At 71.3% G+C, this 14,667-nt stretch carries 16 protein-coding genes; 7 read left to right on the top strand and 9 right to left on the bottom strand.

Annotated elements, in window-relative coordinates:
• Positions 1-7: 7 nt before the first annotated feature.
• A complete protein-coding gene (locus OG252_RS05765) occupies positions 8-508 on the bottom strand; it encodes a PaaI family thioesterase (protein ID WP_329334237.1) in 501 nt (166 codons plus the stop codon).
• A gap of 299 nt (positions 509-807) precedes the next feature.
• Here OG252_RS05765 and OG252_RS05770 point away from each other — a divergent pair, with 299 nt between their 5' ends.
• From OG252_RS05770 to OG252_RS05780, 3 genes are read left to right on the top strand one after another with little or no spacing between them, the layout of a single operon-like run.
• Positions 808-1,407, top strand: coding sequence for a sulfite oxidase-like oxidoreductase (locus OG252_RS05770; protein WP_266451523.1), 600 nt, complete (start codon positions 808-810; stop codon positions 1,405-1,407).
• 2 nt (positions 1,408-1,409) lie between these two features.
• Complete coding sequence (locus OG252_RS05775; RefSeq protein WP_329334239.1) at positions 1,410-2,120, top strand: ferredoxin reductase; 711 nt, start codon at positions 1,410-1,412, stop codon at positions 2,118-2,120.
• Between the two features lie 20 nt (positions 2,121-2,140).
• Complete coding sequence (locus OG252_RS05780; protein ID WP_329334241.1) at positions 2,141-2,413, top strand: DUF6510 family protein; 273 nt, start codon at positions 2,141-2,143, stop codon at positions 2,411-2,413.
• A 29-nt stretch (positions 2,414-2,442) separates the two neighbouring features.
• On the opposite strand, the gene pgm is transcribed toward OG252_RS05780, so the two are convergent.
• The 4 genes from pgm to OG252_RS05800 form a co-directional block, all read right to left on the bottom strand.
• Positions 2,443-4,083 carry a phosphoglucomutase (alpha-D-glucose-1,6-bisphosphate-dependent) gene (gene pgm, locus OG252_RS05785; RefSeq protein WP_266451520.1) on the bottom strand — a complete coding sequence of 547 codons (1,641 nt, stop codon included), beginning with the start codon at positions 4,081-4,083 and terminating at the stop codon, positions 2,443-2,445.
• A 124-nt stretch (positions 4,084-4,207) separates the two neighbouring features.
• Positions 4,208-4,648, bottom strand: coding sequence for an OsmC family protein (locus tag OG252_RS05790; protein WP_329334244.1), 441 nt, complete (start codon positions 4,646-4,648; stop codon positions 4,208-4,210).
• Between the two features lie 68 nt (positions 4,649-4,716).
• Positions 4,717-5,148 (bottom strand): PPOX class F420-dependent oxidoreductase, encoded by a 432-nt coding sequence (locus OG252_RS05795; protein WP_329334246.1) that lies wholly within the window; start codon positions 5,146-5,148, stop codon positions 4,717-4,719.
• Positions 5,145-6,080 carry an NAD(P)-dependent oxidoreductase gene (locus OG252_RS05800; RefSeq protein ID WP_329334248.1) on the bottom strand — a complete coding sequence of 312 codons (936 nt, stop codon included), beginning with the start codon at positions 6,078-6,080 and terminating at the stop codon, positions 5,145-5,147. Before OG252_RS05800 ends, OG252_RS05795 begins: the two co-directional genes overlap by 4 nt.
• 51 nt (positions 6,081-6,131) lie before the next feature.
• Between OG252_RS05800 and OG252_RS05805 the strand changes: the two genes are divergently transcribed.
• Complete coding sequence (locus OG252_RS05805) at positions 6,132-6,497, top strand: MerR family transcriptional regulator (protein WP_329345082.1); 366 nt, start codon at positions 6,132-6,134, stop codon at positions 6,495-6,497.
• A 40-nt stretch (positions 6,498-6,537) separates the two neighbouring features.
• Here the strand turns inward: OG252_RS05805 and OG252_RS05810 are convergent, their stop codons facing one another.
• From OG252_RS05810 to OG252_RS05825, 4 genes are all read right to left on the bottom strand, one after another.
• Positions 6,538-7,656, bottom strand: a complete 1,119-nt coding sequence (locus OG252_RS05810; RefSeq protein ID WP_329345083.1) for a substrate-binding domain-containing protein — start codon at positions 7,654-7,656, stop codon at positions 6,538-6,540.
• A 98-nt stretch (positions 7,657-7,754) separates the two neighbouring features.
• Complete coding sequence (locus tag OG252_RS05815) at positions 7,755-8,981, bottom strand: ABC transporter permease (protein WP_329334250.1); 1,227 nt, start codon at positions 8,979-8,981, stop codon at positions 7,755-7,757.
• Positions 8,981-10,591: a sugar ABC transporter ATP-binding protein gene (locus tag OG252_RS05820; RefSeq protein WP_329345084.1), complete on the bottom strand. Its 1,611-nt coding sequence runs from the start codon at positions 10,589-10,591 to the stop codon at positions 8,981-8,983. The genes OG252_RS05815 and OG252_RS05820 overlap by 1 nt, the downstream gene beginning before the upstream one ends.
• A gap of 153 nt (positions 10,592-10,744) precedes the next feature.
• On the bottom strand, positions 10,745-11,554 hold the full coding sequence (locus OG252_RS05825) for an IclR family transcriptional regulator (protein WP_329334252.1): 810 nt from the start codon (positions 11,552-11,554) through the stop codon (positions 10,745-10,747).
• A 181-nt stretch (positions 11,555-11,735) separates the two neighbouring features.
• Here OG252_RS05825 and OG252_RS05830 point away from each other — a divergent pair, with 181 nt between their 5' ends.
• The 3 genes from OG252_RS05830 to OG252_RS05840 are packed head-to-tail and all read left to right on the top strand — an operon-like array spanning position 11,736 to position 14,661.
• The gene (locus tag OG252_RS05830) at positions 11,736-12,689 is read left to right on the top strand and encodes a cyclase family protein (protein WP_329334253.1); all 954 of its coding nucleotides are present in this window, start codon (positions 11,736-11,738) and stop codon (positions 12,687-12,689) included.
• The gene (locus OG252_RS05835) at positions 12,689-13,756 is read left to right on the top strand and encodes an NAD(P)-dependent oxidoreductase (protein ID WP_329334255.1); all 1,068 of its coding nucleotides are present in this window, start codon (positions 12,689-12,691) and stop codon (positions 13,754-13,756) included. The genes OG252_RS05830 and OG252_RS05835 overlap by 1 nt, the downstream gene beginning before the upstream one ends.
• The gene (locus OG252_RS05840) at positions 13,753-14,661 is read left to right on the top strand and encodes an NAD(P)-dependent oxidoreductase (protein WP_329334257.1); all 909 of its coding nucleotides are present in this window, start codon (positions 13,753-13,755) and stop codon (positions 14,659-14,661) included. Before OG252_RS05835 ends, OG252_RS05840 begins: the two co-directional genes overlap by 4 nt.
• The last annotated feature ends 6 nt before the right edge of the window (positions 14,662-14,667 follow it).

Raw genomic sequence — 14,667 nt, forward strand, 5'->3', positions numbered from 1 at the left:
CGTCCGGTCAGTCCTCGGAGACGGGCACCGGGAACAGCAGGCAGCTGCTGGTGGCGTGGGCGAGGAGGCGGTCCTGGGCATCGACCAGCGTGGCTTCGGCGAGGGCCGTCTGACGGCCCCGGTTGACGATCGTGCCGATGGCACGCACCCTGCCCGTGTCCACCGTGATCCGCTTCAGGAACTTCACGGTCAGGTCGAGCGAGGTGTACCCCATGCCGGGCGGGAGTGTGGACTGGACGGCGCAGCCCGCCGCGGAGTCCAGGAGGGTGGCGTAGACGCCGCCGTGCACGCTGCCGATGGGGTTGTAGTGCTCCTCCCCCGGCACCAGGGAGAACACCGCTCTTCCCTCCGCCACCTCGTCGAGGGTGAAGTCCAGGGTGGCGGTGACGGGCGGGCCCGGCAGCCGGCCCGTCAGCATCTCCTGCAGGAGGTCCAGGCCGGAAGTACGCCCGACGGCGGCCGCCGTGATCGCGGGGTCGCTCCACTCGTACGTGCGTGACCGTCCCATACCCCAGTGCCTCCCAGCTGACTTCGTCTGTCGAAGCTAGCTGGGCGACGACATGACTGTCAATGACGAAGTCAGGCATGACGTGGTGATCGATCGACACGTACCGCTCGCTCCGTGCGCCCGTGGACCGGTCTCGGTGCACGCGTGGGCTATCCGCCTCCGCGCGGGCGTCCTAGCCTGTGCGACGCCGGCCTTCGGGGACCCGCCCCGCACGGCTGGATGGTGAACGGGGCCACTCCCCCCGACACTGACTACAGAGCCTCGCACGCCCCCGGCGGACGTACCCAGGAGATGACCCCGTGAACTCCTTCTCCCCCGGCTTCCAGGGCCGAGCCCGACAGGTGGCCGACAAGCTGCCGCCCGGGCAGTACCCGACCGAGTCGTTCCCCGTCCTGTCGGCGGGCCCCACGCCCAAGGTCCCCGTCGAGTCGTGGCAGTTCACCGTGACCACCGAGACCGGCCGGACCCACGCGTGGACCTGGGACCAGATGATGGCCCTGCCCCAGCAGGAGACCGTGCAGGACATCCACTGCGTCACGCGCTGGTCGAAGTTCGACACACGGTGGCGGGGCGTGTCGCTGGACACCTTCTTCGAGGACGTCGAGACGGCCGCCGACTACGTCGTGGTCAGCAGCTACGGCGGTTACACCACGAATCTGCCGCTGGAGGATCTCCTGGACGGCCAGGCATGGCTCGTCCACACCTTCGACGACTATCCGTTGTCGCCGGAGCACGGCGGCCCGGCCCGGCTGCTCGTGCCCCACCTGTACTTCTGGAAGTCGGCCAAGTGGGTGCAGGGCATCCAGCTCACCGACGAGGACGAACCCGGGTTCTGGGAGAGCGTCGGCTACCACGACTACGGCGACCCGTGGCGCGAGCAGCGCAACTGGGGCGACTGAGCGTGGCCGTCGTATGGCGCCGGGCGCGGCTGGTGGAGCGTGTCCCGCAGAACGCCACAGCCCGCACCCTGGTCTTCACCGTTCCCGGCTGGCCCGGCCACCTCCCCGGTCAGCATGTCGACGTGCGCCTGACCGCCGACGACGGCTACCAGGCCGTGCGCAGCTATTCGCTGGCCGCGCCCGCAGACGGCAACCGCGTCGAACTGGGGGTGCAGGCGGTGCTCGACGGGGAGGTCTCGCCGTATCTGGCCGACGCGCTGCCCGTGGGCGCGGAGGTGGAGGTGCGGGGACCGCTCGGGAACTGGTTCGTGTGGCGGCCGGGGCGGACCGAGCCGGTGCTCCTGGTGGGGGGCGGCTCGGGGGTCGTCCCGCTGACGGCCATGGTGCGCGCCCACCGCCAGTCGCTCTCCCGGGGCGCCTTCCACCTGTTGTACTCCGTGCGCAGCGCGGAAGACGCCTGGTACCACGAGGACCTCACCGACGGACATCCCGATCTTGACGTCCGCCTCGTGCACACCCGCAAGGCGCCGCCGGACACCGCCCGCGCCCCGGGCCGGGTCACGGCGGACGACCTGGCGGAAGCGACGGCCGGGCTGCTGCCGGCGAGCCCCGTCTACGTCTGCGGCCCCACCGGGTTCGTCGAGGCGGTCGGCGATCTGCTGACCGGACTGGGACGGGATCCGGCGACCATTCGTACCGAACGCTTCGGCTGACCCCGACGTTGGAGGACCCCGTGCCAGACACCGCCGCCCATCTCGACGGCAACTGCCTTGCCGGACCGCTCTCGGAGATCCTCTCCGTGGAAGCGACCGCCGCCTGGTGGCGCTGCCCGGAGTGCGCCCGCTCGGGGCCGCTCGCCGAGTTGCACGTCTACGGCCCCGAGCCCGGTCTCACCGCCCGCTGCCCCGGCTGCGCGCACGTGGCGCTGCGGCTGGTGCGTGAGGAGCGGCATGTGTGGCTGACGCTGGGCGGGGGCGCCGGCGCGTTCCGTTTCGCCGTCGCCTGAACCCCCGCCTCCAGGGGCGGTCCCGGCGGTCAGCCGCCGAGGGCCGCCATCACCACGTCCTTGGCCTCCTCCTGGACCCGGCGCAGGTGGTCGGGTCCCTGGAACGACTCGGCGTAGATCTTGTAGACGTCCTCGGTGCCCGAGGGGCGTGCCGCGAACCAGGCGTTCTCGGTGGTCACCTTGATGCCGCCGATGGCCGCCCCGTTGCCGGGGGCCTCGGTGAGGACGCCGGTGACCGCCTCGCCGGCCAGGGTGTCCGCCGTGACCTGCGCGGGCGAGAGCTTGGCCAGCAGCGCCTTCTCCTCGCGGGTCGCCGGGGCGTCGATGCGGGCGTAGGAGGGATCGCCGAAGCGGGCCGTCAGGGCGGCGTAATGCTCCGACGGGGTCTTCCCGGTGACGGCGGTGATCTCGGAGGCGAGCAGCGCCAGGATGATGCCGTCCTTGTCGGTGGTCCACACCGAGCCGTCGCGGCGCAGGAACGACGCGCCGGCCGACTCCTCGCCGCCGAACCCGAGCGAGCCGTCGACCAGGCCGTCCACGAACCACTTGAAGCCGACGGGCACCTCGACGAGGCGCCGCCCGAGGTCGGCGGCGACGCGGTCGATCATGGAGGACGACACCAGGGTCTTGCCGATACCTGTGTGGTCGGGCCACTGCTCGCGGTGGGCGTACAGGTAGGCGATGGCGGCGGCCAGGTAGTGGTTGGGGTTCATCAGACCCGCGTCCGGGGTGACGATGCCGTGCCGGTCGGCGTCGGCGTCGTTGCCCGTGGCGATCTGGAAGCGGTCACGCTGCTCGATGAGCGAGGCCATCGCGTACGGCGACGAGCAGTCCATGCGGATCTTGCCGTCCCAGTCCAGCGTCATGAAGCGCCAGGTGGGGTCCGCGAGCGGATTGACCACAGTCAGGTCGAGCCGGTGCTCCTCGGCGATCCGGCCCCAGTAGGCGACGGAGGCCCCGCCGAGCGGATCGGCGCCGATACGGACGCCGGCGGCGCGGATCGCGTCCAGGTCCAGGACGGCGGGCAGGTCGGCGACGTAGGTGCCGAGGAAGTCGTAGCGGCCGGTTCCGGGGGCCGTGAGGGCCCGGACGTACGGGATGCGGCGTACGTCCTTCAGCCCGGCCGTGATGATCTCGTTGGCGCGGTCCTGGATCCAGGACGTCGCCTCGGAGCCGGCCGGGCCGCCGCTGGGCGGGTTGTACTTGAAGCCGCCGTCCGCGGGCGGGTTGTGCGAGGGGGTGACGACCACGCCGTCCGCGAGGCCGGTGGCACGACCGCGGTTGTGGGCGAGGATGGCGTGCGAGACGGCCGGGGTGGGGGTGTAGCCGTCGGCGACATCGATGAGCACGGTCACGTCGTTGGCGGCGAACACCTCCAGTGCGGTGACCCGGGCGGGCTCGGACAGGGCGTGCGTGTCGGCGCCGAGGAAGAGGGGCCCGTCGGTGCCCTGCGCGCTGCGGTACTCGCAGATGGCCTGGCTGGTCGCGGCGATGTGGTCCTCGTTGAACGCCGTGCTCAGGGACGACCCGCGGTGTCCTGACGTACCGAACGCCACCCGTTGCCCCGGGTCGGCCGGGTCGGGGTGCAGCGCGTAGTACGCGGTCACCAACCGGGCGACGTCGACAAGGTCCTCGGGACCCGCCGGCCGACCCGCTCGTTCATGCTGCATGTGCGTTCCTCCGCATGGCTTGCTCCGTCGCTCGACGTCCCATCTTTCCTCGTCACGGTGCGGGTGTGCGAGGGCCCGGCCGCCGTGCGCTACAGCGAGCGGGTTGCACGGACCTCGCGTGACGTCAGGCGTCGTCGACCGTCGCGGAGACGGGGGTGCCGGTCTCGACGGTGCGGCTGACCGTGCAGAGGCGGTCGTGGGAGGACTTGACCGCCCTCGGGAGGATCGCTCGGGCGCGATCCGCGCCTTCTCCGTCCGCGAAGGCGACGGAGAAGGTGACCAAGAGGTCGGTCATCCGGTTGCCGAGCTCGTCGCTGATCTTGTTGCCGGTCACCGCGACGGAGAACCTGGTGGGCTCCGCGTGGCGGCTGGTGGCGACGTCGACGTCCACCGCCGTGCAGCCTCCGAGTGCGGCGAGCAACAACTCGACCGGGGTGAACTCGGCGCCCCCGTGCGGCTCGGAGCCGGTGCCGAAGCTGATCGTGCCGCCACGGACGTTCGTCGCGGTGAAGTGGCCGGTGCTGGTTCGCTCGACGGTGACGGAGCGCAGGGACTCTTCGGTCATGCCGTCGACACTAAGACCTGCACCGGCCGCTCGGTGCGCTGGATACGGCCGACACCGTTCCTCATGTGTCAGCGGATCCTGGCGCCGTACACGTGCTCGACCGTCATCGCCATCAGCACCCGGCGGTCGGACACCATCACCGACCGGTACTCGTCCCAGTCCGGATGCTCCCCGGCGGCGATGCGGTAGTAGTTCACCAGCGCCTCGACCTCGGGACCGTAGGGGTCGGTTCCCGGACCGGTGAGGGTGGCCGTGCCTTCGGCGGTGGCCCACTCCCGGCCGTCGGGGCTGGTGACCTCCAGCACGGCTCGTGGGTCCCGTCGCAGATTCGCCGTCTTGGCCGATCCGGCGCTCATCGAGACGTAGATGACATCGGCCTCCGGGTCGTAGAAGGGCATGACGGGTGACAGTTGTGGGCGGCCGTCCGACTTGATCGTGGCGAGGACACCGAGTCGGCTTGCCGTGAGCAGCGTGCGTGGGTCAAAGGGTGTGGCCGTCATGGGCGCTCTCCTGAGGGCTTTCGGAACTGCTCGATCATTGCCGCGTAGCCGCTGCCGCCGTGCCCGTCGGCCACCGCCCGGTCGGTCAGGGACTTGATGAGCCTCGGAAGTTCGGCATTGACACCGAGGAACTCACTCTCCTGGATGGCGTGCTCCATCGCGGCCCGGTGAGTGTCAAGGGTGGCATCAAGGGCCGGATACGTGCCGTCGTCGACCTGTTGGGCGTAGTCGGTCAGCCAGTCGGTCACCATGCCGATGCCCTTCCTCGCGAGCGGGGCGAACGCCGCGGCGTCCACCCCCGCCGCGCCGAGCAGGGCGGCACCCTGCAGGAAGCCGTTCCCGATGCCCCACATCAGGCCCAGCACGGCCACCTCGTGCAGCGACGACAGGCCGTGGTCGTCACCGATGTACGCCGTTCCCGCGGCGAGACTCGTCAGGGTCGACTCGTGCAGGTCGAAGGCCGACCGGGGCCCGCTGTAGAGGACGACGGCGTCCGCCGTGCCGATGGCCCCGGGGGCGGCCATGATGGCGCCGTCGAGGTAGGTGCTGCCCTGCCGCGTCGCCCATGCGGCGGTCTCACGGGCCTGCGTCGTGGTGCCCGAGGTCAGGTTGACCAGGACCCGCCCGTCGAGGACATCGCCCAGCGGACCGAGAAGTGCGTGCACAGCGTCGTAGTCGGAGACGCAGACGACCACGAGCGGGCCGGCCGTGACGGCGTCGCGGACCGAGTCGGCGCGTTTCCCGCCCTGGGCGACAAGGTGTTCGGCCTTGGCCGCCGTGCGGTTCCACACGGTCGTGGGGTGCCCCGCACGCAGGAACGCTCCGGCCAGCGCCTGGCCCATCAGGCCCAGGCCCAGGACCGTCACGGGGGTGGGGCCGGCACCGGGGTTGCGCGTCAAGTGCTCTTTGGATGGAGCCGAGTTGGTGGTCATGGCAGAATCGTCAACCTTCATACCGGTATGAAGGTCAAGGGGGGAATCACCGTGCTGATCGGAGAGTTGAGCCGGCGGACCGGAGTCCGCGCCCATCAACTGCGGTACTACGAGGCCCAGGGCCTGCTCGTACCCGTCCGCAAGGCCAGTGGCTACCGCGAGTACAGCGACGACGACGTCCTGACCGTGGCTCAGATCAGGAACCTGCTCGAAGCCGGACTGTCGACCCAGGAGATCGGGTTCCTTCAGCCCTGCGTCACCGGCACGGGTCCCGACCTCAAACCCTGCCCCGAGCTCCTGACCGCCTTGCGAGCTCGCCTCCAGGGGCTGGACGAACAGATCGAACTGCTCGCCCGCTCCCGCAAGGTCCTCCACGACTACATCGATGCCACCGAACGGCATGCTCCCTCCCGCTGAGGAGGAGCGGGAGGGAGCATGCCGGGGCCTGCGGTGTCGTCTACTTGCCCCAGAGCTTTTGGTACGCCTCGCGGTACCCCTTCGGGTCCCAGGAGGATCCGCCGCCGCTGTTGGCCGCCGTGGTGATGTGCGCCGGGGCGACGTAGCCGCTGGCGGGCTGGTGGGCGAAGGCGCGGTTGAACTCGTCGACGATCTGCCAGCCCTGCTCGGACAGCGGCTCGGGCACCGTGGCCGCCTGGAACTGCTTGCTGTTGATGCGCTGGAAGGCGGACGGGTCGCCGTCGCCCGCGCCGATGTTGAAGGGGGCACCGTTGCCCTGCTTGCCGCCCGCCCGCAGCGCGGGTGCCGCGTCGGCGAAGTACAGGTCGTTGATGGCCACGGAGTTCGTCCACCGGGTGCCGAAGCGGGACAGCAGTGCGGAGACCTCCTGCGGGGTGCGGCTGCTGGCGTCGGCGATCGGGATGTTGGAGGTGGACAGCACCTTGATGTCGGAGCAGGTGGCCAGCTCCTTCTCGATCAGGTCCGACTTGCCCTTGGCGAACGGGATGGAGGCGTCGGTGAAGACCACCACGCCGGCCCGGCCGTTGGACTGGCTGATGATCCAGTCGGCGCTGATCTTCGCGACGTCCTCGACCTTGGTGGTGATGTTGCTGAAGAGCTTCGGGTCGGTGCTGGGTCCGGGGGTGCCGACGGCGTGCCAGCCGATGAGCGGGATACCGGCCGCGTTGGCCTGAGCGACCTGCTGGGCGGTCGACTTGGGGTCGAAGCCGGACAGGACGATGCCGGCGGGCTTCACGGCGACGGCCTGGCTGAGCGCGGCCTGGATGCCGGCCGGGGTGCCCTGGCCGTCGATGATCCGCACCGTCCAGCCGATGGTCCTGGCGGCCTCCTTGACGCCTTCGGCGGCGCCCGCGACTCCGGGGTTGGTCATGCTCTGGGCGACGTAGACGATGGTCTTGCCCGCGACCGCCTTGGGTCCGGTGGTCGGTCCGCCCCAGGGGGCGTCGACGGCCTCGGCGGCCGCGACCGCCTTCTTGGCCTTCGCCAGCACGGCAGGGCAGCCGGCCTTCGAGGACCCGCCGACGGTGGTGGAGCCGGCGCTCTCTGAGCCCCGGGTGCAGCCCGCCAGGGAAGCGGTGAGCACGGCCAGGGCGGCCACCGCTCTGAGTGTTGCCTTGCGGGTGGGGTGGTACGACACGGTGGCGCTCCTTGGGAGATACGGCAGGCGAGCGAACGGGCGCGGAGGTTCGGCCGCGGTCAGGGTGTGCGCGGCGCGTCGTCGGTGGACGCGGCGGTGGCGGGTGTCGGCGGCTCCGTCGTGGATACGGTCCCGGGTTCCGCCCCGGGCGCGGACAGTGAACGGCGGGTGGCGCTCGCGCCGGCGCGCAGTCGGCGGCGGGCGGAGTAGCCGGCCAGACCGACCGCGAGGAGCAGCGTTCCGCCGTTGAAGAGGGAGGTCGCCCAGAACTCGGCGCCGAGTTGCTGGATGCCTGCCAGGCCGATGGCGAGGATGGTGACGGCGACGACGGTTCCGGCGGCGTTGGCACGGCCCGGTTTGATGGCGGTGGAGCCGAGCAGGGCGCCGACGAAGGCGGGCAGCAGGTAGTCCATGCCGACGCTCGGGTTGCCGATCTGCTGCTGCGCGGCGAGCAGGACGCCCGCGAAACCGACGACGAGTCCGGAACCGGCGAAGGCGTAGATGCCGTACCGGCGGGTGGGGATGCCGACGAGGTCGGCGGCGCGGGCGTTGGAGCCGATGACGTACAGGTAGCGGCCGAGCGGCAGGCGTTCCAGCAGCAGCCAGAGCACCACGGCGAGCGCGAGGACGTAGAAGGCGGGGACCGGCAGGCCGAGGAACGTGGAGTCGTACAGGTCGGTGAAGGCCGGGGGCAGTCCGTGCGGGCCGGGTACGATCCGGGCGCCGTCGGTGATCCAGCCGGTGCAGGCGTACAGGAGGCTGCCGGTGCCGAGGGTGGCGATGAAGGAGTCGATCCTGGCGAACTCCACCAGCAGGCCGTTGAGTACGCCGACGATGCCGCCGCCGAGGATGACGGCGACGCAGGCGATCGGCCACGACCAGCCGCTGTTCACGATGAGTTGCATGGCCAGGACGTGGGCGAAGCCGAGTCCGTAGCCGACGGAGAGGTCGAACTTGCCGGTGACGATGGGGATCATCGCGCCGAGGGCGAGGATCGCGGGGATCGACTGGTTGGACAGGATCGACGAGGCGTTGTCCATCGTCGGGAAGGTGTCCGGCAGGACCAGCGCGAAGACGACGAACAGCAGGACGGTCAGGCCGAGGAGCCCGTAGGTGCCGATGAGGTGGCCGCCGCGCAGCCAGGCGGCGATGGAGCCGGGGCCCGTGCCCTTGTCGGCGCCGCCCGGTGGCTGTTCGCGCGTTCCCTTGCGGGCGCCGTCGCCTTCCTCCTGTGGGCTTTTGCCGTGGTCGGCCTGCCGGCGGGCGGATTCGGTCTCGGTGGCCATCAGTTGTCCGCCGTTCCGGTCAGCGCCGGCATGGCCGACGCGGCGTGGGTGAGTTCGGTGACGGTGAGGGAGTCGCCGCTGAGTTCGGCGGTCACGTGGCCCCGTACGAAGACCAGGGCGCGGTGACACACGTCGGCGACCTCCTCGAAGTCGGTGGAGATGAGGAGGACCGCGAGTCCTTGGGCGAGCGCGTCGTCGAGCAGGCGGTAGATCTCCGCCTTGGCGCCGACGTCGACTCCCGCGGTCGGCTCTTCCAGGATCACGACGCGCCTGGTCAGGCGCAGCCAGCGGCCGATCATGACCTTCTGCTGGTTGCCGCCGGAGAGGGTCGCGATGGGTGCCTCGGAGTCGGCGGGCCGTACGCCGAACCTCTCGACCAGCGCGGTCGCTTGTGCGCGCTCGTGGGACGGGCTGATCCAGCGCCACGGGGAGCGGCTGTCGGCCCGCGGGTTGGCCAGGAAGTTCTCCCGGACGGTGAGTTCGAGGGCGCAGCCCTCCTCCTGGCGGTTGCTGGTGACGAAGCCGATGCCCGCGTCGACGGCCGCGGCGGGCGAGCCCGGCCGGTAGGGCCTGCCGTCGAGCAGTGCCTCACCGTCCTGGATCGGCCGGGAACCGGCGAGGGCACGGCCGAGGTCCATGTGGCCGGCGCCGGTGAGGCCGACCATGCCGAGGACCTCTCCGGCGCGCACCTCCAGGTCGACGGGGCCGGCGCCCTCGGTGGTGACGCCAGTGAGGCGCAGCACTGTGGGGGCCTCGCCGGTGGGGGCCTCGCCGGTGGGGGCCTTGGGGCCGGGCTCGGGGCGGTGGCCCTCCGCTTCGTGGCCGACGATGTCGCGCACGATGCGGTCGGGGCCGTGGTCGGCGAGGCGGCCCTCGCTGATGAGGTGGCCGTCGCGCAGGACGGCGAAGCTGTCGGCGACCTGGTAGACCTCGTCGAGCCGGTGGCTGACGTAGACGATGCCGTGGCCGCGGTCGCGCAGGGTGTGCAGGACCTCGAAGAGGCGGGCGCAGTCCGCGGCGGGCAGGCTCGCGGTGGGTTCGTCGAGGACGATGAGCCGGGCCCGGGTGGCCAGGGCGCGGGCGATGGCGACGAGGGAGCGTTCGGCGCGGGTGAGGTCGGCGACCGCGGCGTCCGGGTCGAGCTGACCGGCGACGATCTGCAGCGCCTCGGTGCTGCGCTCGCGGACCTGCCGCCAGGAGACGAGTCCGGCGCGGCGCGGGTAGCCGGTGCCGAGGGCGATGTTCTCGGCGACCGTCATCCATTCGACGAGACCGAGGTCCTGGTGGATGAAGGACATCTCCGCGGCGGCGGCTTCGGTGCCCAGCGGGTGGCCCGCGACGGTGACCTCGCCCTGGTCCGCCCGGTAGACCCCGGCGAGGATCTTGATCAGGGTCGACTTACCGGCACCATTGTGGCCCAATAGGGCCAGAACGCTGCCCGAGTGGACGTCGAGGTCGACGTCGGCGAGGGCGAGAGTGCCGCCGAACCGCTTGCGCAGCCCCCGGATGCTCACCAGGGGGCGGTGTGGAGCTGTGTCAGCAGTGTCAGCTGTGTCATCGGGAGCGTCATACACGGGCTTCTCCGAAGGGATCTGCCAGCCGAGGACCATTCCGTCGGCTCGACCAGAATCCTGTATAGCTGCCAGCATGTTGGTCAATGGTTCTGCCGGTATTTATTGCACCAAAGTTACGGCGGCCGTACGGAGAGATCTCCGTACGGCCGCCGTGGGTGGTACTGAAGAGGGCCCAGGACCCCCGGGGGTTCAGCCGCTGCCGGGCCGCTGCGCTCCCTGCGGGAGCATGGGGTTCTCCAGGCCCGCCGCGATGACCCGCAGGTCCTTCAGGAGCGCCTCGCGGAACTCGTCGTCGAGCCGGGCCTTGAGCACGGTGACGCTGATCGCGAAGGGCGCCGAGTCGGTACGGAAGCCGTTGACCGGCACGGCGAGGCAGAGGATGCCCGCCGTGGTCTCCTCGTCGTCGATCGCGTAGCCGCGCTCCCGGGTCTCGGCCAGGTCCGCCATCAGGGCCGGCACCGAGGTGAGGGACCGCTCACTGAGCGCGGTCAGGGTGCGGCCGCGCAGCCGGTCCTCGGCCACCGCCGGATCCAGGGTGGACAGGATGGCCTTGCCGGTGGCCGTGCAGTTCGCGGGGAAGCGGTCGCCGATGTTGGCGGTCAGCCGCAGCGGCTGCGTGCCGTCGTAACGCCCCAGGTAGAGCACGTCCAGGCCGTCGAGTACGGCCACCCGCGCGGTCTCCCGCGAGATGTGGGCGCTGCGCCGGCACAGCTCGTAGAAGTCGCGCAGCTGGTCGACGGTGGCCAGGTAGCGGCCGCCGAGCTCGACGAGCTTGCGTCCCAGACTGAAGCCCGAGCCGTTGCGCGCGATCATCCCCGCCGCCTCCAGGGAGGCGCACAGATTGCCCGTCGAGGACTTCGGCAGACCCAGGGCGCGCGCGATCTCACTCACCGACAGCGGGCGGCCCTCCGCCTCGCCGAGTGCGTCAAGGATGGCCACGGCCCGCGTCACTGCGGGAACGAGACTACCCGGGTCACTTGCGCTCACCAGCAACTCCACCCATCATTCTGTTCGTCGTTCAGCATATTGGTTATTGTCTCTCGTGTGCCCCCGAACGACAATGCCGTCGGCGCACGCTTTGCCGTCGAGATTCTCCGCATCCCTTCGGGACCACTCGACCGTAGCGCGCCCTCCGGGCCGACCGACGACACCCTGCGAGCCTTGGAGCGCTGAGCAGCAGATGACCAGCACCCCGCACGATCCACCCCCCAATGGCCCTCCGATGTCCCGCGCGGAGTTCGACACGCTCTTCGACGAGCTGCGCACCTGGGGCCGCTGGGCCCCGGCCGACGCCGACCGCGGCGCCTGGAACCGGGTCACCCCCGAACACGCGCGGCGCGCCACCGCACTGGTCCGCACCGGCACCGCCGTCCCCACCGCCCTGCCGTGGAACACCGTGCCCGGCCCGGACAACGGCAAGCCCGCCCTCCATTACATGTCCGACCTCGGTGACGTCGAAGCCCCCGAACCGTCCTGCCACAAGGACTTCATCGCCGTCGACTACCACGGCAAGGGCGTCAGCCACCTCGACGCGCTCTCCCACATCGCCTACCGGGGACAGCTCTACGGCGGCCACACCGCACGCGAGGTCGTCGACGCGGGCGGCGCCCGCTTCGGCTCCGTCTCCGCGCTCGGCCCGCTGGTCACCAAGGGCGTCCTGATCGACATGCCGGCCGTGCTCGGCTCCGACTGGCTGGAGCCCGGCCGGGCCGTGCACGCCGAGGACGTCACCGCGGCCGAGAAGACCCTCGGCGTCACGATCGGCGACGGGGACGCCGTACTGCTGCGCTCCGGCCACTTCCGGCGCCGCGCCGAACTCGGCGCCTGGAACCCGGACAACGCCAGCGCCGGTTTCCATGTGGACGCCATGCCGCTGTTCGCCGAGCGCGGCATCGCGCTGCTCGGCGGCGACGGCGACAGCGACGTACGGCCCTCGCCGGTCGAAGGGCTGCACTCCCCTGTGCACGCCCTGGCGATCACCGCCATGGGTGTGCCGCTGCTGGACAACCTGGACCTCGAAGCGCTCTCCGTCGCCTGCGCGCAGGCCGGCCGTTACGAGTTCCTGTTCGTGGTGGCCCCGTTGAACGTCCCCGGCGGCACGGGTTCGCCCGTCAACCCGATCGCGGTGCTGTGATGGGCGCCCTGGGGTTCACGGTCGGCGTCAGCCGGGACTTCCTGGACGCGGACGGCCGCAACGTGTGGGGCGACATCCGGCTCGGCGAACTCGACGCCGCCGGGGTGGACTGGCACTACCTGCCGCGTGACACCGGGGAACTCCTCGCGGCGGACGTCGACGGCCTGGACGCCGTCCTGTTCGCCGGCCCCGCCGTCACGGCACGCACCTTCGAGGGTGCCGTCCGCCCCCCGCTCCTCTTCGCCCGCTTCGGTGTCGGCTACGACGCCGTCGACCTCGACGCGTGCACCCGCAACGGCGCCCTGGTGACCATCACCCCCGATGGCGCCCGGCGGCCGGTCGCCACCGCCGCCCTCACGCTGCTGCTCGCCGTGCTGCACAACGTGACCGCCAAGGACCGGCTGGTGCGGGAGGGGCGCTGGGCCGAGAAGGAACAGTGGATGGGCCTCGGGCTCACCGGCCGCCGTATCGGGCTGATCGGCCTCGGCAACACGGCCCGCGATCTGGTCGGGCTGCTCGATCCGTTCGAGGTCGACGTCGTGGCGTACGACCCGTACTGCCCACCGGAGACCGCCGCCGTGCTCGGCGTCAGGCTCGCGGACGTCGACACCGTGATGGCGGAGGCCGACGCCGTGATCGTGATGTGCGCCCTGACGGACGAGACCCGTCACCTGGTCGACGCGCGACGGCTGTCGCTGATGAAGCCCACGGCCGTCCTCCTCAACGTGGCCCGCGGGCCCATCGTCGACGAGGGCGCGCTGATCGACGCGCTGCGGGTACGGCGTATCAGAGGTGCCGGACTGGACGTGTTCGAGAGCGAACCGCCCGCCCCCGACAACCCGTTGCTGGGCATGGACCAGGTCGTGCTCAGCCCGCACGCCCTAGCGTGGACCGATGAGATGTCCGCCGGGAACGGCGGCAGCGCGGTCCGGGCCGTGCTGGAGGTGGCGGCGGGCCGGGTACCGCGCTTCGTCGTCAACCGGGACGTGGTCGGCAGCCCTCGGCTCACGGACCGGCTCGCCGAGGTGACAACTCGTCGAGATGCCGCGGCGGGAGCCGGCGCATGACCCCCGACACCGGCACTGTCGGCTTCCTCGGGCTCGGCGCGATGGGACTGCCCATGGCGGTGAACCTGGCCCGGGCCGGTTTCGACGTGCTCGCCTGGAACCGCGGCCGGAGCCCGCTGGAAGCCGCCGCGGCCGCGGGCTGTCGCATCGCCGACAGCCCGGAGCAGGTGGCCGCCGCCGCACCGGTCGTCCTCACCATGCTCCCCGACCTCCCCCAGGTCATCGAGCTGCTGGACGGCCCGGGCGGACTGCGCTCCGGACGGCCGGTCATGGACACCCTGGTCGTCATGGGCACCGTCTCCCCCGTCGCGGTGCGCACCCTCGCCGAGAAGCTGCGTCCGCAGGGCATCACGGTCGTCGACGCCCCCGTCAGCGGCGGGGTGACCGGCGCCCGCGACGCCACCCTGTCGATCATGGCCGGGGGCCCGGCGGAGGCGGTCGCACGGATCCGCCCCTGTCTGGAGGCGATGGGCTCGACCGTACGGCGGCTGGGGGACACCGGCGCCGGCTCGCTCGCCAAGGCCTGCAACCAACTCGTCGTCGCCGGAACCCTGGTCGCGCTCGCCGAGGCCGTCCTGCTCGGCGAACGCGGCGGCCTGGAACCCGCCGCGCTGCTCGACGTACTGGCCGGCGGCCTCGCCTCCTCCGAGGTGCTCGCCCAGAAGCGGCACCACCTGGCCGAGGGCGACTTCACCCCCTCCGGCCCGGCCCGCTACCTCCACAAGGACCTCGGGTTCGTCCTGGACAGCGCCGCGGACGAAGGCGTCACGCTGCCGCTCTCCACGACCGTCGCCGGCCTGTACGCGGCCGTCGAGGCCCAGGGCCTCGGCGACCTGGACAACAGCGTCGTTCTCGACCTGCTGCGCGGCAGCTCGCCCGACTCCCCTCATCTCACGAAGGACTGAAGACAC

It is taken from the genome of Streptomyces sp. NBC_01352, assembly GCF_036237295.1.
GTDB classification, from domain to species: domain Bacteria; phylum Actinomycetota; class Actinomycetes; order Streptomycetales; family Streptomycetaceae; genus Streptomyces; species Streptomyces plumbiresistens.